Genomic DNA, 22,125 nt, shown 5'->3' with positions numbered 1-22,125 from the left:
GTGAAGCCTGGGGTCGGCGTAAAGGTCGCAGTCCAATTGATGCCATCTGTGCTGCTAAGGTTGCTGAGCGTGCCGCCACAACCACTAAGTCAGGCGTCAAAACCGGTGACTTTCTCACTGAAGGTGAAGGTCACTTCACTGGTTTCGCCAACGTTAGCACGTCATCGACAATGTTAACCACGACGCTTGGGCCTTGGGTATCCACGCCTGCAGTATCACTGCCGGCGGTGCCGAGGTTTGCCGTTTAGATCCGTACGGTGACAGTAACACTGGCGGTGCCAGTGAAGGGGGTCGGCGTAAAGTCGCAGTTGATGCCATGTGTGCTGCTAAGGTTGCTGCGTGCCGCCCACAACCACTAAGTCAGAGGCGTCAAAACCGGTGACTTTCTCACTGAAGGTGGTCACTTCACTGGTTTCGCCAACCGTTAGCACGTCATCGACAATGTTAACCACGACGCTTGGGCCGGGTATCCTGCAGTATCACTGCCGGCGGTGCCGAGGTTGCCGTTAGATCCGTATAGCTGCCGCCGGTGACAGTAACACTGGCGTGCCAGTGAAGCCTGGGGTCGGCGTAAAGGTCGCAGTCCAATTGATGCCATCTGTGCTGCTAAGGTTACTGAGCGTGCCGCCCACAACCACTAAGTCAGAGGCGTCAAAACCGGTGACTTCTCACTGAAGGTGAAGGTCACTTCACTGGTTTCGCCAACCGTTAGCACGTCATCGACAATGTTAACCACGACGCTTGGCCTTGGGTATCCACGCCTGCAGTATCACTGCCGGCGGTGCCGAGGTTGCCGTTTAGATCCGTATAGCTGCCGCCGGTGACAGTAACACTGGCGGTGCCAGTGAAGCCTGGGGTCGGCGTAAAGGTCGCAGTCCAATTGATGCCATCTGTGCTGCTAAGGTTGCTGAGCGTGCCGCCCACAACCACTAAGTCAGAGGCGTCAAAACCGGTGACTTTCTCACTGAAGGTGAAGGTCACTTCACTGGTTTCGCCAACCGTTAGCACGTCATCGACAATGTTAACCACGACGCTTGGGCCTTGGGTATCCACGCCTGCAGTATCACTGCCGGCGGTGCCGAGGTTGCCGTTTAGATCCGTATAGCTGCCGCCGGTGACAGTAACACTGGCGGTGCCAGTGAAGCCTGGGGTCGGCGTGAAGGTCGCAGTCCAATTGATGCCATCTGTGCTGCTAAGGTTACTGAGCGTGCCGCCCACAACCACTAAGTCAGAGGCGTCAAAACCGGTGACTTTCTCACTGAAGGTGAAGGTCACTTCACTGGTTTCGCCAACCGTTAGCACGTCATCGACAATGTTAACCACGACGCTTGGGCCTTGGGTATCCACGCCTGCAGTATCACTGCCGGCGGTGCCGAGGTTGCCGTTTAGATCCGTATAGCTGCCGCCGGTGACAGTAACACTGGCGGTGCCAGTGAAGCTGGGGTCGGCGTAAAGGTCGCAGTCCAATTGATGCCATCTGTGCTGCTAAGGTTACTGAGCGTGCCGCCCACAACCACTAAGTCAGAGGCGTCAAAACCGGTGACTTTCTCACTGAAGGTGAAGGTCACTTCACTGGTTTCGCCAACCGTTAGCACGTCATCGACAATGTTAACCACGACGCTTGGGCCTTGGGTATCCACGCCTGCAGTATCACTGCCGGCGGTGCCGAGGTTGCCGTTTAGATCCGTATAGCTGCCGCCGGTGACAGTAACACTGGCGGTGCCAGTGAAGCCTGGGGTCGGCGTAAAGGTCGCAGTCCAATTGATGCCATCTGTGCTGCTAAGGTTGCTGAGCGTGCCGCCCACAACCACTAAGTCAGAGGCGTCAAAACCGGTGACTTTCTCACTGAAGGTGAAGGTCACTTCACTGGTTTCGCCAACCGTTAGCACGTCATCGACAATGTTAACCACGACGCTTGGGCCTTGGGTATCCACGCCTGCAGTATCACTGCCGGCGGTGCCGAGGTTGCCGTTTAGATCCGTATAGCTGCCGCCGGTGACAGTAACACTGGCGGTGCCAGTGAAGCCTGGGGTCGGCGTAAAGGTCGCAGTCCAATTGATGCCATCTGTGCTGCTAAGGTTACTGAGCGTGCCGCCCACAACCACTAAGTCAGAGGCGTCAAAACCGGTGACTTTCTCACTGAAGGTGAAGGTCACTTCACTGGTTTCGCCAACCGTTAGCACGTCATCGACAATGTTAACCACGACGCTTGGGCCTTGGGTATCCACGCCTGCAGTATCACTGCCGGCGGTGCCGAGGTTGCCGTTTAGATCCGTATAGCTGCCGCCGGTGACAGTAACACTGGCGGTGCCAGTGAAGCCTGGGGTCGGCGTGAAGGTCGCAGTCCAATTGATGCCATCTGTGCTGCTAAGGTTGCTGAGCGTGCCGCCCACAACCACTAAGTCAGAGGCGTCAAAACCGGTGACTTTCTCACTGAAGGTGAAGGTCACTTCACTGGTTTCGCCAACCGTTAGCACGTCATCGACAATGTTAACCACGACGCTTGGGCCTTGGGTATCCACGCCTGCAGTATCACTGCCGGCGGTGCCGAGGTTGCCGTTTAGATCCGTATAGCTGCCGCCGGTGACAGTAACACTGGCGGTGCCAGTGAAGCCTGGGGTCGGCGTAAAGGTCGCAGTCCAATTGATGCCATCTGTGCTGCTAAGGTTACTGAGCGTGCCGCCCACAACCACTAAGTCAGAGGCGTCAAAACCGGTGACTTTCTCACTGAAGGTGAAGGTCACTTCACTGGTTTCGCCAACCGTTAGCACGTCATCGACAATGTTAACCACGACGCTTGGGCCTTGGGTATCCACGCCTGCAGTATCACTGCCGGCGGTGCCGAGGTTGCCGTTTAGATCCGTATAGCTGCCGCCGGTGACAGTAACACTGGCGGTGCCAGTGAAGCCTGGGGTCGGCGTGAAGGTCGCAGTCCAATTGATGCCATCTGTGCTGCTAAGGTTGCTGAGCGTGCCGCCCACAACCACTAAGTCAGAGGCGTCAAAACCGGTGACTTTCTCACTGAAGGTGAAGGTCACTTCACTGGTTTCGCCAACCGTTAGCACGTCATCGACAATGTTAACCACGACGCTTGGGCCTTGGGTATCCACGCCTGCAGTATCACTGCCGGCGGTGCCGAGGTTGCCGTTTAGATCCGTATAGCTGCCGCCGGTGACAGTAACACTGGCGGTGCCAGTGAAGCCTGGGGTCGGCGTAAAGGTCGCAGTCCAATTGATGCCATCTGTGCTGCTAAGGTTACTGAGCGTGCCGCCCACAACCACTAAGTCAGAGGCGTCAAAACCGGTGACTTTCTCACTGAAGGTGAAGGTCACTTCACTGGTTTCGCCAACCGTTAGCACGTCATCGACAATGTTAACCACGACGCTTGGGCCTTGGGTATCCACGCCTGCAGTATCACTGCCGGCGGTGCCGAGGTTGCCGTTTAGATCCGTATAGCTGCCGCCGGTGACAGTAACACTGGCGGTGCCAGTGAAGCCTGGGGTCGGCGTGAAGGTCGCAGTCCAATTGATGCCATCTGTGCTGCTAAGGTTGCTGAGCGTGCCGCCCACAACCACTAAGTCAGAGGCGTCAAAACCGGTGACTTTCTCACTGAAGGTGAAGGTCACTTCACTGGTTTCGCCAACCGTTAGCACGTCATCGACAATGTTAACCACGACGCTTGGGCCTTGGGTATCCACGCCTGCAGTATCACTGCCGGCGGTGCCGAGGTTGCCGTTTAGATCCGTATAGCTGCCGCCGGTGACAGTAACACTGGCGGTGCCAGTGAAGCCTGGGGTCGGCGTGAAGGTCGCAGTCCAATTGATGCCATCTGTGCTGCTAAGGTTGCTGAGCGTGCCGCCCACAACCACTAAGTCAGAGGCGTCAAAACCGGTGACTTTCTCACTGAAGGTGAAGGTCACTTCACTGGTTTCGCCAACCGTTAGCACGTCATCGACAATGTTAACCACAACGCTTGGGCCTTGGGTATCCACGCCTGCAGTATCACTGCCGGCGGTGCCGAGGTTGCCGTTTAGATCCGTATAGCTGCCGCCGGTGACAGTAACACTGGCGGTGCCAGTGAAGCCTGGGGTCGGCGTAAAGGTCGCAGTCCAATTGATGCCATCTGTGCTGCTAAGGTTGCTGAGCGTGCCGCCCACAACCACTAAGTCAGAGGCGTCAAAACCGGTGACTTTCTCACTGAAGGTGAAGGTCACTTCACTGGTTTCGCCAACCGTTAGCACGTCATCGACAATGTTAACCACGACGCTTGGGCCTTGGGTATCCACGCCTGCAGTATCACTGCCGGCGGTGCCGAGGTTGCCGTTTAGATCCGTATAGCTGCCGCCGGTGACAGTAACACTGGCGGTGCCAGTGAAGCCTGGGGTCGGCGTAAAGGTCGCAGTCCAATTGATGCCATCTGTGCTGCTAAGGTTACTGAGCGTGCCGCCCACAACCACTAAGTCAGAGGCGTCAAAACCGGTGACTTTCTCACTGAAGGTGAAGGTCACTTCACTGGTTTCGCCAACCGTTAGCACGTCATCGACAATGTTAACCACGACGCTTGGGCCTTGGGTATCCACGCCTGCAGTATCACTGCCGGCGGTGCCGAGGTTGCCGTTTAGATCCGTATAGCTGCCGCCGGTGACAGTAACACTGGCGGTGCCAGTGAAGGCTGGGGTCGGCGTGAAGGTCGCAGTCCAATTGATGCCATCTGTGCTGCTAAGGTTGCTGAGCGTGCCGCCCACAACCACTAAGTCAGAGGCGTCAAAACCGGTGACTTTCTCACTGAAGGTGAAGGTCACTTCACTGGTTTCGCCAACCGTTAGCACGTCATCGACAATGTTAACCACGACGCTTGGGCCTTGGGTATCCACGCCTGCAGTATCACTGCCGGCGGTGCCGAGGTTGCCGTTTAGATCCGTATAGCTGCCGCCGGTGACAGTAACACTGGCGGTGCCAGTGAAGCCTGGGGTCGGCGTAAAGGTCGCAGTCCAATTGATGCCATCTGTGCTGCTAAGGTTGCTGAGCGTGCCGCCCACAACCACTAAGTCAGAGGCGTCAAAACCGGTGACTTTCTCACTGAAGGTGAAGGTCACTTCACTGGTTTCGCCAACCGTTAGCACGTCATCGACAATGTTAACCACGACGCTTGGGCCTTGGGTATCCACGCCTGCAGTATCACTGCCGGCGGTGCCGAGGTTGCCGTTTAGATCCGTATAGCTGCCGCCGGTGACAGTAACACTGGCGGTGCCAGTGAAGCCTGGGGTCGGCGTAAAGGTCGCAGTCCAATTGATGCCATCTGTGCTGCTAAGGTTACTGAGCGTGCCGCCCACAACCACTAAGTCAGAGGCGTCAAAACCGGTGACTTTCTCACTGAAGGTGAAGGTCACTTCACTGGTTTCGCCAACCGTTAGCACGTCATCGACAATGTTAACCACGACGCTTGGGCCTTGGGTATCCACGCCTGCAGTATCACTGCCGGCGGTGCCGAGGTTGCCGTTTAGATCCGTATAGCTGCCGCCGGTGACAGTAACACTGGCGGTGCCAGTGAAGCCTGGGGTCGGCGTAAAGGTCGCAGTCCAATTGATGCCATCTGTGCTGCTAAGGTTGCTGAGCGTGCCGCCCACAACCACTAAGTCAGAGGCGTCAAAACCGGTGACTTTCTCACTGAAGGTGAAGGTCACTTCACTGGTTTCGCCAACCGTTAGCACGTCATCGACAATGTTAACCACGACGCTTGGGCCTTGGGTATCCACGCCTGCAGTATCACTGCCGGCGGTGCCGAGGTTGCCGTTTAGATCCGTATAGCTGCCGCCGGTGACAGTAACACTGGCGGTGCCAGTGAAGCCTGGGGTCGGCGTAAAGGTCGCAGTCCAATTGATGCCATCTGTGCTGCTAAGGTTACTGAGCGTGCCGCCCACAACCACTAAGTCAGAGGCGTCAAAACCGGTGACTTTCTCACTGAAGGTGAAGGTCACTTCACTGGTTTCGCCAACCGTTAGCACGTCATCGACAATGTTAACCACGACGCTTGGGCCTTGGGTATCCACGCCTGCAGTATCACTGCCGGCGGTGCCGAGGTTGCCGTTTAGATCCGTATAGCTGCCGCCGGTGACAGTAACACTGGCGGTGCCAGTGAAGCCTGGGGTCGGCGTGAAGGTCGCAGTCCAATTGATGCCATCTGTGCTGCTAAGGTTGCTGAGCGTGCCGCCCACAACCACTAAGTCAGAGGCGTCAAAACCGGTGACTTTCTCACTGAAGGTGAAGGTCACTTCACTGGTTTCGCCAACCGTTAGCACGTCATCGACAATGTTAACCACGACGCTTGGGCCTTGGGTATCCACGCCTGCAGTATCACTGCCGGCGGTGCCGAGGTTGCCGTTTAGATCCGTATAGCTGCCGCCGGTGACAGTAACACTGGCGGTGCCAGTGAAGCCTGGGGTCGGCGTGAAGGTCGCAGTCCAATTGATGCCATCTGTGCTGCTAAGGTTGCTGAGCGTGCCGCCCACAACCACTAAGTCAGAGGCGTCAAAACCGGTGACTTTCTCACTGAAGGTGAAGGTCACTTCACTGGTTTCGCCAACCGTTAGCACGTCATCGACAATGTTAACCACGACGCTTGGGCCTTGGGTATCCACGCCTGCAGTATCACTGCCGGCGGTGCCGAGGTTGCCGTTTAGATCCGTATAGCTGCCGCCGGTGACAGTAACACTGGCGGTGCCAGTGAAGCCTGGGGTCGGCGTAAAGGTCGCAGTCCAATTGATGCCATCTGTGCTGCTAAGGTTGCTGAGCGTGCCGCCCACAACCACTAAGTCAGAGGCGTCAAAACCGGTGACTTTCTCACTGAAGGTGAAGGTCACTTCACTGGTTTCGCCAACCGTTAGCACGTCATCGACAATGTTAACCACGACGCTTGGGCCTTGGGTATCCACGCCTGCAGTATCACTGCCGGCGGTGCCGAGGTTGCCGTTTAGATCCGTATAGCTGCCGCCGGTGACAGTAACACTGGCGGTGCCAGTGAAGCCTGGGGCGGCGTGAAGGTCGCAGTCCAATTGATGCCATCTGTGCTGCTAAGGTTGCTGAGCGTGCCGCCCACAACCACTAAGTCAGAGGCGTCAAAACCGGTGACTTTCTCACTGAAGGTGAAGGTCACTTCACTGGTTTCGCCAACCGTTAGCACGTCATCGACAATGTTAACCACGACGCTTGGGCCTTGGGTATCCACGCCTGCAGTATCACTGCCGGCGGTGCCGAGGTTGCCGTTTAGATCCGTATAGCTGCCGCCGGTGACAGTAACACTGGCGGTGCCAGTGAAGCCTGGGGTCGGCGTGAAGGTCGCAGTCCAATTGATGCCATCTGTGCTGCTAAGGTTGCTGAGCGTGCCGCCCACAACCACTAAGTCAGAGGCGTCAAAACCGGTGACTTTCTCACTGAAGGTGAAGGTCACTTCACTGGTTTCGCCAACCGTTAGCACGTCATCGACAATGTTAACCACGACGCTTGGGCCTTGGGTATCCACGCCTGCAGTATCACTGCCGGCGGTGCCGAGGTTGCCGTTTAGATCCGTATAGCTGCCGCCGGTGACAGTAACACTGGCGGTGCCAGTGAAGCCTGGGGTCGGCGTAAAGGTCGCAGTCCAATTGATGCCATCTGTGCTGCTAAGGTTGCTGAGCGTGCCGCCCACAACCACTAAGTCAGAGGCGTCAAAACCGGTGACTTTCTCACTGAAGGTGAAGGTCACTTCACTGGTTTCGCCAACCGTTAGCACGTCATCGACAATGTTAACCACGACGCTTGGGCCTTGGGTATCCACGCCTGCAGTATCACTGCCGGCGGTGCCGAGGTTGCCGTTTAGATCCGTATAGCTGCCGCCGGTGACAGTAACACTGGCGGTGCCAGTGAAGCCTGGGGTCGGCGTAAAGGTCGCAGTCCAATTGATGCCATCTGTGCTGCTAAGGTTGCTGAGCGTGCCGCCCACAACCACTAAGTCAGAGGCGTCAAAACCGGTGACTTTCTCACTGAAGGTGAAGGTCACTTCACTGGTTTCGCCAACCGTTAGCACGTCATCGACAATGTTAACCACGACGCTTGGGCCTTGGGTATCCACGCCTGCAGTATCACTGCCGGCGGTGCCGAGGTTGCCGTTTAGATCCGTATAGCTGCCGCCGGTGACAGTAACACTGGCGGTGCCAGTGAAGCCTGGGGTCGGCGTAAAGGTCGCAGTCCAATTGATGCCATCTGTGCTGCTAAGGTTACTGAGCGTGCCGCCCACAACCACTAAGTCAGAGGCGTCAAAACCGGTGACTTTCTCACTGAAGGTGAAGGTCACTTCACTGGTTTCGCCAACCGTTAGCACGTCATCGACAATGTTAACCACGACGCTTGGGCCTTGGGTATCCACGCCTGCAGTATCACTGCCGGCGGTGCCGAGGTTGCCGTTTAGATCCGTATAGCTGCCGCCGGTGACAGTAACACTGGCGGTGCCAGTGAAGCCTGGGGTCGGCGTGAAGGTCGCAGTCCAATTGATGCCATCTGTGCTGCTAAGGTTGCTGAGCGTGCCGCCCACAACCACTAAGTCAGAGGCGTCAAAACCGGTGACTTTCTCACTGAAGGTGAAGGTCACTTCACTGGTTTCGCCAACCGTTAGCACGTCATCGACAATGTTAACCACGACGCTTGGGCCTTGGGTATCCACGCCTGCAGTATCACTGCCGGCGGTGCCGAGGTTGCCGTTTAGATCCGTATAGCTGCCGCCGGTGACAGTAACACTGGCGGTGCCAGTGAAGCCTGGGGCGGCGTGAAGGTCGCAGTCCAATTGATGCCATCTGTGCTGCTAAGGTTGCTGAGCGTGCCGCCCACAACCACTAAGTCAGAGGCGTCAAAACCGGTGACTTTCTCACTGAAGGTGAAGGTCACTTCACTGGTTTCGCCAACCGTTAGCACGTCATCGACAATGTTAACCACGACGCTTGGGCCTTGGGTATCCACGCCTGCAGTATCACTGCCGGCGGTGCCGAGGTTGCCGTTTAGATCCGTATAGCTGCCGCCGGTGACAGTAACACTGGCGGTGCCAGTGAAGCCTGGGGTCGGCGTGAAGGTCGCAGTCCAATTGATGCCATCTGTGCTGCTAAGGTTGCTGAGCGTGCCGCCCACAACCACTAAGTCAGAGGCGTCAAAACCGGTGACTTTCTCACTGAAGGTGAAGGTCACTTCACTGGTTTCGCCAACCGTTAGCACGTCATCGACAATGTTAACCACGACGCTTGGGCCTTGGGTATCCACGCCTGCAGTATCACTGCCGGCGGTGCCGAGGTTGCCGTTTAGATCCGTATAGCTGCCGCCGGTGACAGTAACACTGGCGGTGCCAGTGAAGCCTGGGGTCGGCGTAAAGGTCGCAGTCCAATTGATGCCATCTGTGCTGCTAAGGTTACTGAGCGTGCCGCCCACAACCACTAAGTCAGAGGCGTCAAAACCGGTGACTTTCTCACTGAAGGTGAAGGTCACTTCACTGGTTTCGCCAACCGTTAGCACGTCATCGACAATGTTAACCACGACGCTTGGGCCTTGGGTATCCACGCCTGCAGTATCACTGCCGGCGGTGCCGAGGTTGCCGTTTAGATCCGTATAGCTGCCGCCGGTGACAGTAACACTGGCGGTGCCAGTGAAGCCTGGGGTCGGCGTGAAGGTCGCAGTCCAATTGATGCCATCTGTGCTGCTAAGGTTGCTGAGCGTGCCGCCCACAACCACTAAGTCAGAGGCGTCAAAACCGGTGACTTTCTCACTGAAGGTGAAGGTCACTTCACTGGTTTCGCCAACCGTTAGCACGTCATCGACAATGTTAACCACGACGCTTGGGCCTTGGGTATCCACGCCTGCAGTATCACTGCCGGCGGTGCCGAGGTTGCCGTTTAGATCCGTATAGCTGCCGCCGGTGACAGTAACACTGGCGGTGCCAGTGAAGCCTGGGGTCGGCGTAAAGGTCGCAGTCCAATTGATGCCATCTGTGCTGCTAAGGTTACTGAGCGTGCCGCCCACAACCACTAAGTCAGAGGCGTCAAAACCGGTGACTTTCTCACTGAAGGTGAAGGTCACTTCACTGGTTTCGCCAACCGTTAGCACGTCATCGACAATGTTAACCACGACGCTTGGGCCTTGGGTATCCACGCCTGCAGTATCACTGCCGGCGGTGCCGAGGTTGCCGTTTAGATCCGTATAGCTGCCGCCGGTGACAGTAACACTGGCGGTGCCAGTGAAGCCTGGGGTCGGCGTAAAGGTCGCAGTCCAATTGATGCCATCTGTGCTGCTAAGGTTACTGAGCGTGCCGCCCACAACCACTAAGTCAGAGGCGTCAAAACCGGTGACTTTCTCACTGAAGGTGAAGGTCACTTCACTGGTTTCGCCAACCGTTAGCACGTCATCGACAATGTTAACCACGACGCTTGGGCCTTGGGTATCCACGCCTGCAGTATCACTGCCGGCGGTGCCGAGGTTGCCGTTTAGATCCGTATAGCTGCCGCCGGTGACAGTAACACTGGCGGTGCCAGTGAAGCCTGGGGTCGGCGTGAAGGTCGCAGTCCAATTGATGCCATCTGTGCTGCTAAGGTTGCTGAGCGTGCCGCCCACAACCACTAAGTCAGAGGCGTCAAAACCGGTGACTTTCTCACTGAAGGTGAAGGTCACTTCACTGGTTTCGCCAACCGTTAGCACGTCATCGACAATGTTAACCACGACGCTTGGGCCTTGGGTATCCACGCCTGCAGTATCACTGCCGGCGGTGCCGAGGTTGCCGTTTAGATCCGTATAGCTGCCGCCGGTGACAGTAACACTGGCGGTGCCAGTGAAGCCTGGGGTCGGCGTGAAGGTCGCAGTCCAATTGATGCCATCTGTGCTGCTAAGGTTGCTGAGCGTGCCGCCCACAACCACTAAGTCAGAGGCGTCAAAACCGGTGACTTTCTCACTGAAGGTGAAGGTCACTTCACTGGTTTCGCCAACCGTTAGCACGTCATCGACAATGTTAACCACGACGCTTGGGCCTTGGGTATCCACGCCTGCAGTATCACTGCCGGCGGTGCCGAGGTTGCCGTTTAGATCCGTATAGCTGCCGCCGGTGACAGTAACACTGGCGGTGCCAGTGAAGCCTGGGGTCGGCGTGAAGGTCGCAGTCCAATTGATGCCATCTGTGCTGCTAAGGTTGCTGAGCGTGCCGCCCACAACCACTAAGTCAGAGGCGTCAAAACCGGTGACTTTCTCACTGAAGGTGAAGGTCACTTCACTGGTTTCGCCAACCGTTAGCACGTCATCGACAATGTTAACCACGACGCTTGGGCCTTGGGTATCCACGCCTGCAGTATCACTGCCGGCGGTGCCGAGGTTGCCGTTTAGATCCGTATAGCTGCCGCCGGTGACAGTAACACTGGCGGTGCCAGTGAAGCCTGGGGTCGGCGTGAAGGTCGCAGTCCAATTGATGCCATCTGTGCTGCTAAGGTTGCTGAGCGTGCCGCCCACAACCACTAAGTCAGAGGCGTCAAAACCGGTGACTTTCTCACTGAAGGTGAAGGTCACTTCACTGGTTTCGCCAACCGTTAGCACGTCATCGACAATGTTAACCACAACGCTTGGGCCTTGGGTATCCACGCCTGCAGTATCACTGCCGGCGGTGCCGAGGTTGCCGTTTAGATCCGTATAGCTGCCGCCGGTGACAGTAACACTGGCGGTGTCAGTGAAGCCTGGGGTCGGCGTAAAGGTCGCAGTCCAATTGATGCCATCTGTGCTGCTAAGGTTGCTGAGCGTGCCGCCCACAACCACTAAGTCAGAGGCGTCAAAACCGGTGACTTTCTCACTGAAGGTGAAGGTCACTTCACTGGTTTCGCCAACCGTTAGCACGTCATCGACAATGTTAACCACGACGCTTGGGCCTTGGGTATCCACGCCTGCAGTATCACTGCCGGCGGTGCCGAGGTTGCCGTTTAGATCCGTATAGCTGCCGCCGGTGACAGTAACACTGGCGGTGCCAGTGAAGCCTGGGGTCGGCGTAAAGGTCGCAGTCCAATTGATGCCATCTGTGCTGCTAAGGTTGCTGAGCGTGCCGCCCACAACCACTAAGTCAGAGGCGTCAAAACCGGTGACTTTCTCACTGAAGGTGAAGGTCACTTCACTGGTTTCGCCAACCGTTAGCACGTCATCGACAATGTTAACCACGACGCTTGGGCCTTGGGTATCCACGCCTGCAGTATCACTGCCGGCGGTGCCGAGGTTGCCGTTTAGATCCGTATAGCTGCCGCCGGTGACAGTAACACTGGCGGTGCCAGTGAAGCCTGGGGTCGGCGTAAAGGTCGCAGTCCAATTGATGCCATCTGTGCTGCTAAGGTTGCTGAGCGTGCCGCCCACAACCACTAAGTCAGAGGCGTCAAAACCGGTGACTTTCTCACTGAAGGTGAAGGTCACTTCACTGGTTTCGCCAACCGTTAGCACGTCATCGACAATGTTAACCACGACGCTTGGGCCTTGGGTATCCACGCCTGCAGTATCACTGCCGGCGGTGCCGAGGTTGCCGTTTAGATCCGTATAGCTGCCGCCGGTGACAGTAACACTGGCGGTGCCAGTGAAGCCTGGGGTCGGCGTGAAGGTCGCAGTCCAATTGATGCCATCTGTGCTGCTAAGGTTGCTGAGCGTGCCGCCCACAACCACTAAGTCAGAGGCGTCAAAACCGGTGACTTTCTCACTGAAGGTGAAGGTCACTTCACTGGTTTCGCCAACCGTTAGCACGTCATCGACAATGTTAACCACGACGCTTGGGCCTTGGGTATCCACGCCTGCAGTATCACTGCCGGCGGTGCCGAGGTTGCCGTTTAGATCCGTATAGCTGCCGCCGGTGACAGTAACACTGGCGGTGCCAGTGAAGCCTGGGGTCGGCGTAAAGGTCGCAGTCCAATTGATGCCATCTGTGCTGCTAAGGTTGCTGAGCGTGCCGCCCACAACCACTAAGTCAGAGGCGTCAAAACCGGTGACTTTCTCACTGAAGGTGAAGGTCACTTCACTGGTTTCGCCAACCGTTAGCACGTCATCGACAATGTTAACCACGACGCTTGGGCCTTGGGTATCCACGCCTGCAGTATCACTGCCGGCGGTGCCGAGGTTGCCGTTTAGATCCGTATAGCTGCCGCCGGTGACAGTAACACTGGCGGTGCCAGTGAAGCCTGGGGTCGGCGTGAAGGTCGCAGTCCAATTGATGCCATCTGTGCTGCTAAGGTTGCTGAGCGTGCCGCCCACAACCACTAAGTCAGAGGCGTCAAAACCGGTGACTTTCTCACTGAAGGTGAAGGTCACTTCACTGGTTTCGCCAACCGTTAGCACGTCATCGACAATGTTAACCACGACGCTTGGGCCTTGGGTATCCACGCCTGCAGTATCACTGCCGGCGGTGCCGAGGTTGCCGTTTAGATCCGTATAGCTGCCGCCGGTGACAGTAACACTGGCGGTGCCAGTGAAGCCTGGGGTCGGCGTAAAGGTCGCAGTCCAATTGATGCCATCTGTGCTGCTAAGGTTGCTGAGCGTGCCGCCCACAACCACTAAGTCAGAGGCGTCAAAACCGGTGACTTTCTCACTGAAGGTGAAGGTCACTTCACTGGTTTCGCCAACCGTTAGCACGTCATCGACAATGTTAACCACGACGCTTGGGCCTTGGGTATCCACGCCTGCAGTATCACTGCCGGCGGTGCCGAGGTTGCCGTTTAGATCCGTATAGCTGCCGCCGGTGACAGTAACACTGGCGGTGCCAGTGAAGCCTGGGGTCGGCGTGAAGGTCGCAGTCCAATTGATGCCATCTGTGCTGCTAAGGTTGCTGAGCGTGCCGCCCACAACCACTAAGTCAGAGGCGTCAAAACCGGTGACTTTCTCATTGAAGGTGAAGGTCACTTCACTGGTTTCGCCAACCGTTAGCACGTCATCGACAATGTTAACCACAACGCTTGGGCCTTGGGTATCCACGCCTGCAGTATCACTGCCGGCGGTGCCGAGGTTGCCGTTTAGATCCGTATAGCTGCCGCCGGTGACAGTAACACTGGCGGTGCCAGTGAAGCCTGGGGTCGGCGTGAAGGTCGCAGTCCAATTGATGCCATCTGTGCTGCTAAGGTTGCTGAGCGTGCCGCCCACAACCACTAAGTCAGAGGCGTCAAAACCGGTGACTTTCTCACTGAAGGTGAAGGTCACTTCACTGGTTTCGCCAACCGTTAGCACGTCATCGACAATGTTAACCACGACGCTTGGGCCTTGGGTATCCACGCCTGCAGTATCACTGCCGGCGGTGCCGAGGTTGCCGTTTAGATCCGTATAGCTGCCGCCGGTGACAGTAACACTGGCGGTGCCAGTGAAGCCTGGGGTCGGCGTGAAGGTCGCAGTCCAATTGATGCCATCTGTGCTGCTAAGGTTGCTGAGCGTGCCGCCCACAACCACTAAGTCAGAGGCGTCAAAACCGGTGACTTTCTCACTGAAGGTGAAGGTCACTTCACTGGTTTCGCCAACCGTTAGCACGTCATCGACAATGTTAACCACGACGCTTGGGCCTTGGGTATCCACGCCTGCAGTATCACTGCCGGCGGTGCCGAGGTTGCCGTTTAGATCCGTATAGCTGCCGCCGGTGACAGTAACACTGGCGGTGCCAGTGAAGCCTGGGGTCGGCGTGAAGGTCGCAGTCCAATTGATGCCATCTGTGCTGCTAAGGTTGCTGAGCGTGCCGCCCACAACCACTAAGTCAGAGGCGTCAAAACCGGTGACTTTCTCACTGAAGGTGAAGGTCACTTCACTGGTTTCGCCAACCGTTAGCACGTCATCGACAATGTTAACCACGACGCTTGGGCCTTGGGTATCCACGCCTGCAGTATCACTGCCGGCGGTGCCGAGGTTGCCGTTTAGATCCGTATAGCTGCCGCCGGTGACAGTAACACTGGCGGTGCCAGTGAAGCCTGGGGTCGGCGTAAAGGTCGCAGTCCAATTGATGCCATCTGTGCTGCTAAGGTTACTGAGCGTGCCGCCCACAACCACTAAGTCAGAGGCGTCAAAACCGGTGACTTTCTCACTGAAGGTGAAGGTCACTTCACTGGTTTCGCCAACCGTTAGCACGTCATCGACAATGTTAACCACGACGCTTGGGCCTTGGGTATCCACGCCTGCAGTATCACTGCCGGCGGTGCCGAGGTTGCCGTTTAGATCCGTATAGCTGCCGCCGGTGACAGTAACACTGGCGGTGCCAGTGAAGCCTGGGGTCGGCGTGAAGGTCGCAGTCCAATTGATGCCATCTGTGCTGCTAAGGTTGCTGAGCGTGCCGCCCACAACCACTAAGTCAGAGGCGTCAAAACCGGTGACTTTCTCACTGAAGGTGAAGGTCACTTCACTGGTTTCGCCAACCGTTAGCACGTCATCGACAATGTTAACCACGACGCTTGGGCCTTGGGTATCCACGCCTGCAGTATCACTGCCGGCGGTGCCGAGGTTGCCGTTTAGATCCGTATAGCTGCCGCCGGTGACAGTAACACTGGCGGTGCCAGTGAAGCCTGGGGTCGGCGTGAAGGTCGCAGTCCAATTGATGCCATCTGTGCTGCTAAGGTTGCTGAGCGTGCCGCCCACAACCACTAAGTCAGAGGCGTCAAAACCGGTGACTTTCTCACTGAAGGTGAAGGTCACTTCACTGGTTTCGCCAACCGTTAGCACGTCATCGACAATGTTAACCACGACGCTTGGGCCTTGGGTATCCACGCCTGCAGTATCACTGCCGGCGGTGCCGAGGTTGCCGTTTAGATCCGTATAGCTGCCGCCGGTGACAGTAACACTGGCGGTGCCAGTGAAGCCTGGGGTCGGCGTAAAGGTCGCAGTCCAATTGATGCCATCTGTGCTGCTAAGGTTGCTGAGCGTGCCGCCCACAACCACTAAGTCAGAGGCGTCAAAACCGGTGACTTTCTCACTGAAGGTGAAGGTCACTTCACTGGTTTCGCCAACCGTTAGCACGTCATCGACAATGTTAACCACGACGCTTGGGCCTTGGGTATCCACGCCTGCAGTATCACTGCCGGCGGTGCCGAGGTTGCCGTTTAGATCCGTATAGCTGCCGCCGGTGACAGTAACACTGGCGGTGCCAGTGAAGCCTGGGGTCGGCGTAAAGGTCGCAGTCCAATTGATGCCATCTGTGCTGCTAAGGTTGCTGAGCGTGCCGCCCACAACCACTAAGTCAGAGGCGTCAAAACCGGTGACTTTCTCACTGAAGGTGAAGGTCACTTCACTGGTTTCGCCAACCGTTAGCACGTCATCGACAATGTTAACCACGACGCTTGGGCCTTGGGTATCCACGCCTGCAGTATCACTGCCGGCGGTGCCGAGGTTGCCGTTTAGATCCGTATAGCTGCCGCCGGTGACAGTAACACTGGCGGTGCCAGTGAAGCCTGGGGTCGGCGTGAAGGTCGCAGTCCAATTGATGCCATCTGTGCTGCTAAGGTTGCTGAGCGTGCCGCCCACAACCACTAAGTCAGAGGCGTCAAAACCGGTGACTTTCTCACTGAAGGTGAAGGTCACTTCACTGGTTTCGCCAACCGTTAGCACGTCATCGACAATGTTAACCACGACGCTTGGGCCTTGGGTATCCACGCCTGCAGTATCACTGCCGGCGGTGCCGAGGTTGCCGTTTAGATCCGTATAGCTGCCGCCGGTGACAGTAACACTGGCGGTGCCAGTGAAGCCTGGGGTCGGCGTAAAGGTCGCAGTCCAATTGATGCCATCTGTGCTGCTAAGGTTGCTGAGCGTGCCGCCCACAACCACTAAGTCAGAGGCGTCAAAACCGGTGACTTTCTCACTGAAGGTGAAGGTCACTTCACTGGTTTCGCCAACCGTTAGCACGTCATCGACAATGTTAACCACGACGCTTGGGCCTTGGGTATCCACGCCTGCAGTATCACTGCCGGCGGTGCCGAGGTTGCCGTTTAGATCCGTATAGCTGCCGCCGGTGACAGTAACACTGGCGGTGCCAGTGAAGCCTGGGGTCGGCGTGAAGGTCGCAGTCCAATTGATGCCATCTGTGCTGCTAAGGTTGCTGAGCGTGCCGCCCACAACCACTAAGTCAGAGGCGTCAAAACCGGTGACTTTCTCACTGAAGGTGAAGGTCACTTCACTGGTTTCGCCAACCGTTAGCACGTCATCGACAATGTTAACCACGACGCTTGGGCCTTGGGTATCCACGCCTGCAGTATCACTGCCGGCGGTGCCGAGGTTGCCGTTTAGATCCGTATAGCTGCCGCCGGTGACAGTAACACTGGCGGTGCCAGTGAAGCCTGGGGTCGGCGTAAAGGTCGCAGTCCAATTGATGCCATCTGTGCTGCTAAGGTTGCTGAGCGTGCCGCCCACAACCACTAAGTCAGAGGCGTCAAAACCGGTGACTTTCTCACTGAAGGTGAAGGTCACTTCACTGGTTTCGCCAACCGTTAGCACGTCATCGACAATGTTAACCACGACGCTTGGGCCTTGGGTATCCACGCCTGCAGTATCACTGCCGGCGGTGCCGAGGTTGCCGTTTAGATCCGTATAGCTGCCGCCGGTGACAGTAACACTGGCGGTGCCAGTGAAGCCTGGGGTCGGCGTAAAGGTCGCAGTCCAATTGATGCCATCTGTGCTGCTAAGGTTGCTGAGCGTGCCGCCCACAACCACTAAGTCAGAGGCGTCAAAACCGGTGACTTTCTCACTGAAGGTGAAGGTCACTTCACTGGTTTCGCCAACCGTTAGCACGTCATCGACAATGTTAACCACGACGCTTGGGCCTTGGGTATCCACGCCTGCAGTATCACTGCCGGCGGTGCCGAGGTTGCCGTTTAGATCCGTATAGCTGCCGCCGGTGACAGTAACACTGGCGGTGCCAGTGAAGGCTGGGGTCGGCGTGAAGGTCGCAGTCCAATTGATGCCATCTGTGCTGCTAAGGTTGCTGAGCGTGCCGCCCACAACCACTAAGTCAGAGGCGTCAAAACCGGTGACTTTCTCACTGAAGGTGAAGGTCACTTCACTGGTTTCGCCAACCGTTAGCACGTCATCGACAATGTTAACCACGACGCTTGGGCCTTGGGTATCCACGCCTGCAGTATCACTGCCGGCGGTGCCGAGGTTGCCGTTTAGATCCGTATAGCTGCCGCCGGTGACAGTAACACTGGCGGTGCCAGTGAAGCCTGGGGTCGGCGTAAAGGTCGCAGTCCAATTGATGCCATCTGTGCTGCTAAGGTTGCTGAGCGTGCCGCCCACAACCACTAAGTCAGAGGCGTCAAAACCGGTGACTTTCTCACTGAAGGTGAAGGTCACTTCACTGGTTTCGCCAACCGTTAGCACGTCATCGACAATGTTAACCACGACGCTTGGGCCTTGGGTATCCACGCCTGCAGTATCACTGCCGGCGGTGCCGAGGTTGCCGTTTAGATCCGTATAGCTGCCGCCGGTGACAGTAACACTGGCGGTGCCAGTGAAGCCTGGGGTCGGCGTGAAGGTCGCAGTCCAATTGATGCCATCTGTGCTGCTAAGGTTGCTGAGCGTGCCGCCCACAACCACTAAGTCAGAGGCGTCAAAACCGGTGACTTTCTCACTGAAGGTGAAGGTCACTTCACTGGTTTCGCCAACCGTTAGCACGTCATCGACAATGTTAACCACGACGCTTGGGCCTTGGGTGTCGATGATCACATCTTGGGTCACTGCCTTAAAGTTACCCGCAACGTCTGTCACTGTGGCGCTCACTGTGTAGGTGCCGTCAGGCAGCACGGTGCCCGTCAGGTCAACGCTCCAGTTACCTTGCGCATCAATCACCAAGCCGTTGGCGGTGGTGTAGACCACGCCATTGATGGTGACGGCCAAGGTGCTGTTGTCACCCAAATCGACGGTACCTTTGAAAATCAGGGTGTTGTCGTTGGTGATGAAGTCGCTGCCTGAGGCGCCGGTGTCATCGGTAATGCTGGTGATCGCCACGGTGTTGCCGTCGCCATCTTGGTCAATCTTGGTATCAATCACCACGTCCTGGGTGACGGTCTTGCTGTTGCCAGCCAGGTCAGTGACCGTGGCGCTGACAGGGTAAGTGCCATCGGCCAAGGTGGTGCCGGTTAAGTCGATGCTCCAGTTACCGCTGGCATCAATCACCAAGCCGTTGGCAGTGGTATAGACCACGCCATTGATGGTGACGGCCAAGGTGCTGTCATCGCCTAAATCGACGGTACCGTTGAAAATCAGGGTGTTGTCATTGGTGATGAAGTCGCTGCCCGAGGCGCCGGTGTCATCGGTAATGCTGGTGATCGCCACGGTGTTGCCGTCGCCATCTTGGTCAATTTGGGTGTCTACATTGCCATTATCAGTGGCTTTACCTGTATTACCAGCAGGATCTGTCACTGTTGCTACAGCGGTATAATCACCTTCAGCCAGAGGGGTTGTGACGTCCACTGCGTAGGTGCCATCTTCATTAACAGTCGTTGTTAATGTCTGTTCTGCACCTGTGCTATCTGTGACAACAATCGTAATTGTGCTACCTGGCGTTGCATCTGACGAACCAGTAATAGTAGGGGTGGTATCTTGTGTATTATCGGGTGCATCAACAGTGATGTTAGGTGCTGTGATATCCACGTTACCGTCATCGGTGGCTGTGCCAGTATTACCTGCAGGATCTGTAACTGTCGCCGTTGCTGTAATAGGGCCTTCGGCGACAGGATTGGTAACATCCACGGTATAAGTACCGTCAGGGTTCACCGTGGTGGTTAGCGTCTGCTCAGTACCTGTGCTGTCGGTGACAACAATCGTTATAGTGCTACCTGGAGGGGCATCTGTAGTGCCCGTGATTGTCGGGGTCGTGTCATTGGTTGCATCGGGAACATCGACGGTAATATTTGGTGCTGTGTTATCAACATTGCCATTATCTGTTGCTTCACCTGTATTGCCTGCTGGATCTGTCACTGTTGCTACAGCGGTATAGCCGCCTTCAGCGAGTGGGTTAGTGACATCTACGGAATAGGTGCCATCAGGGTTTACTGTGGTCGTAAGAGTTTGCTCTGCACCTGTGCTGTCGGTGACAACAATCGTAATAGTGCTACCTGGCGGTGCATCAGTCGAACCTGTGATCGTTGGTGTAGTATCTTGGGTATCATCAGGTGCATCAACAGTAATTGTTGGCGCAGTTGTATCGAGTAGTGCTGAATCACTGCCTTCTGGAGATATGTTACCGGCACTGTCTGTGATAGTCGCCACAACTGTAATCGTTTCGCCTTCACCGGGAGCAGGAAGGTTGAGATTCACAAAGCCATTGTTGATATCTTCCTGAGTCAGTGTGTAGTCAACCCCATTAACAGTCAGCGTATCGCCAACATTTGCACCTGTGCCATCTAAGCCAATAGTGACATTGACTTCAGTATTGCCAGCTAGCTCTTCGTTACTGATAAAACCATCATTGTTTGTATCTGTATTGATAGTGACACTAGGTCCCCCATCGGCGACTGGTGTGACATTGATGGTTAATGTTGCTGAATCGCCAGTATTGGTTGTGTAAGTAATAACAGGTACTTGGCCATTCCAGTTTTCATTGGGTGTAAAGGTATATGAACCATCGGCGTTCAAGATTAAAGTACCGCCTTCGAGCGTGACTTCAGTACCTGCTGCGTAAGTGGTACCGCCGACTTCGAAACTCACAACACTTAAGCTTGAGTCTACATCGCTGTCATTATCAAGTACGTTGCCTGTAGAAGCTGTATCTTCATCGACTGTATTTGAATCGTTGACCAGAATAGATGGATCATCTACAGGCGAGATATTAATGTTAAGAGTTGCGCTTGCACCCGTGTTAGTAGTGTAAGTAATAACAGGTACTTGGCCATTCCAGTTTTCATTGGGTGTAAAGGTATATGAGCCATCGGCGTTCAAGATTAAAGTGCCGCCTTCGAGCGTGACTTCAGTTCCTGCTGTATAAGTGGTACCGCCGACTTCGAAACTCACAACACTTAAGGTTGAGTCCACATCACTGTCATTATCAAGTACGTTGCCTGTAGCTGCTATATCTTCATCGACTGTATTTGAATCGTTGGCCAGAACAGATGGATCATCTACAGGCGAGATATTAATGGTAAGAGTTGCGCTTGCACCCGTGTTAGTGGTGTAAGTAATAACAGGAACTTGGCCATTCCAGTTGTCATTGGGTGTAAAGGTATATGAGCCATCGGCGTTTAACACTAAAGTGCCGCCTTCAAGCGTGACTTCGGTACCTGCTGCGTAAGTGGTACCGCCAACTTCAAAACTTACAACACTTAAGCTGGAATCTACATCACTGTCGTTATCGAGCACATTACCAGTGGCAATGGTATCTTCATCGGTCGTATTGCTGTCATTGGCGAGTGCCGAAGGAGAATCTGCAGCAATGGTCAGTTGTGGATCATTAACCGTTGTGCCTGTCAGTGCTTGACCAGTGGTGGAGTATCCTGATGTGGCTAAGATTTCACTACCACTGCGAGCGAGAGTGACATAGCCAGAGTTACCGTCACGGCCAGGAGTGTTCCCTGCTGCGGTTTCTGGAAGGTTCTGAGTTGGGTCTTCGCCAGAGGCAATGAGATCTTGTAATGCTTGGATTTCATCTAAGGCAGCCGCGTCAGTGGCGTTGGGAGCTGCTGCGGCTGTGTCGTTGGGGGCAACTTCGTTCGATAGCTTAGTGCCATCGTCGAAGGTGATCTCATAGGTCGCGTTTTCGTCAATATGGAGCACAGCACCTTTCGGGAGTTGTTCGCCATCCTTAGCGGGTTGATTTGAACCATCAACTTCGACATTGATTTGCCCTTTTACTAACTTAAGCAAACCTTTCTTTGATGTAATTACCGATCCCATAATTAGCTCCCAACAGCCAAAGTGTGTTAATTCCACAGACGCACAAATCCAACATATGTGCTGGATTGTGATACAAGTGGTCGAATTTTAGCTAACAAAGAGTCGAAAGTCAATTTTTTGACACGCCTGTATTGCTTGTGCTGACTGGGGTTTGCGAGATGTTGGATATAAAAAAGACAGGATTCAGATGTGTAACTAGATGTAGTAGATATATTTATAAAAAGGGCTGCATTTAGTATTTTGCAACTTTGTAGTTAAGTATAT

5 protein-coding genes and 1 pseudogene are annotated in these 22,125 nt (G+C 55.5%); all 6 read right to left on the bottom strand.

The genetic code is table 11. The annotated features are described in order from the left end of the window. Positions 1 to 326: 326 nt before the first annotated feature. Complete coding sequence (locus OX890_RS21150; protein WP_268649889.1) at positions 327 to 452, bottom strand: Ig-like domain-containing protein; 126 nt, start codon at positions 450 to 452, stop codon at positions 327 to 329. 54 nt (positions 453 to 506) lie between these two features. Then, positions 507 to 688 (bottom strand): annotated as a pseudogene (locus OX890_RS21145) (Ig-like domain-containing protein). A gap of 20 nt (positions 689 to 708) precedes the next feature. Beyond that, the gene (locus OX890_RS21140) at positions 709 to 1,467 is read right to left on the bottom strand and encodes an Ig-like domain-containing protein (RefSeq protein WP_268649888.1); all 759 of its coding nucleotides are present in this window, start codon (positions 1,465 to 1,467) and stop codon (positions 709 to 711) included. Then, the gene (locus OX890_RS21135; RefSeq protein WP_268649887.1) at positions 1,386 to 7,052 is read right to left on the bottom strand and encodes an Ig-like domain-containing protein; all 5,667 of its coding nucleotides are present in this window, start codon (positions 7,050 to 7,052) and stop codon (positions 1,386 to 1,388) included. Before OX890_RS21135 ends, OX890_RS21140 begins: the two co-directional genes overlap by 82 nt. Next, a complete protein-coding gene (locus OX890_RS21130; protein ID WP_268649886.1) occupies positions 6,971 to 8,815 on the bottom strand; it encodes an Ig-like domain-containing protein in 1,845 nt (614 codons plus the stop codon). The genes OX890_RS21135 and OX890_RS21130 overlap by 82 nt, the downstream gene beginning before the upstream one ends. Beyond that, positions 8,734 to 21,861, bottom strand: a complete 13,128-nt coding sequence (locus OX890_RS21125) for a retention module-containing protein (RefSeq protein ID WP_268649885.1) — start codon at positions 21,859 to 21,861, stop codon at positions 8,734 to 8,736. The genes OX890_RS21130 and OX890_RS21125 overlap by 82 nt, the downstream gene beginning before the upstream one ends. Positions 21,862 to 22,125 lie beyond the last annotated feature (264 nt).

It is taken from the genome of Shewanella sp. DAU305, from assembly GCF_026802235.1.
GTDB classification, from domain to species: Bacteria; Pseudomonadota; Gammaproteobacteria; order Enterobacterales; family Shewanellaceae; genus Shewanella; species Shewanella baltica.
Note: the sequence above shows the minus strand (reverse complement) of the source record. Positions and strands in the feature narration are given on the sequence as shown.

Excerpts from the sequence above, each read along its gene's own strand:
- OX890_RS21125 (WP_268649885.1), bottom strand. The coding sequence starts at position 21,861 with ATGGGATCGGTAATTACATCAAAGAAAGGTTTGCTTAAGTTAGTAAAA.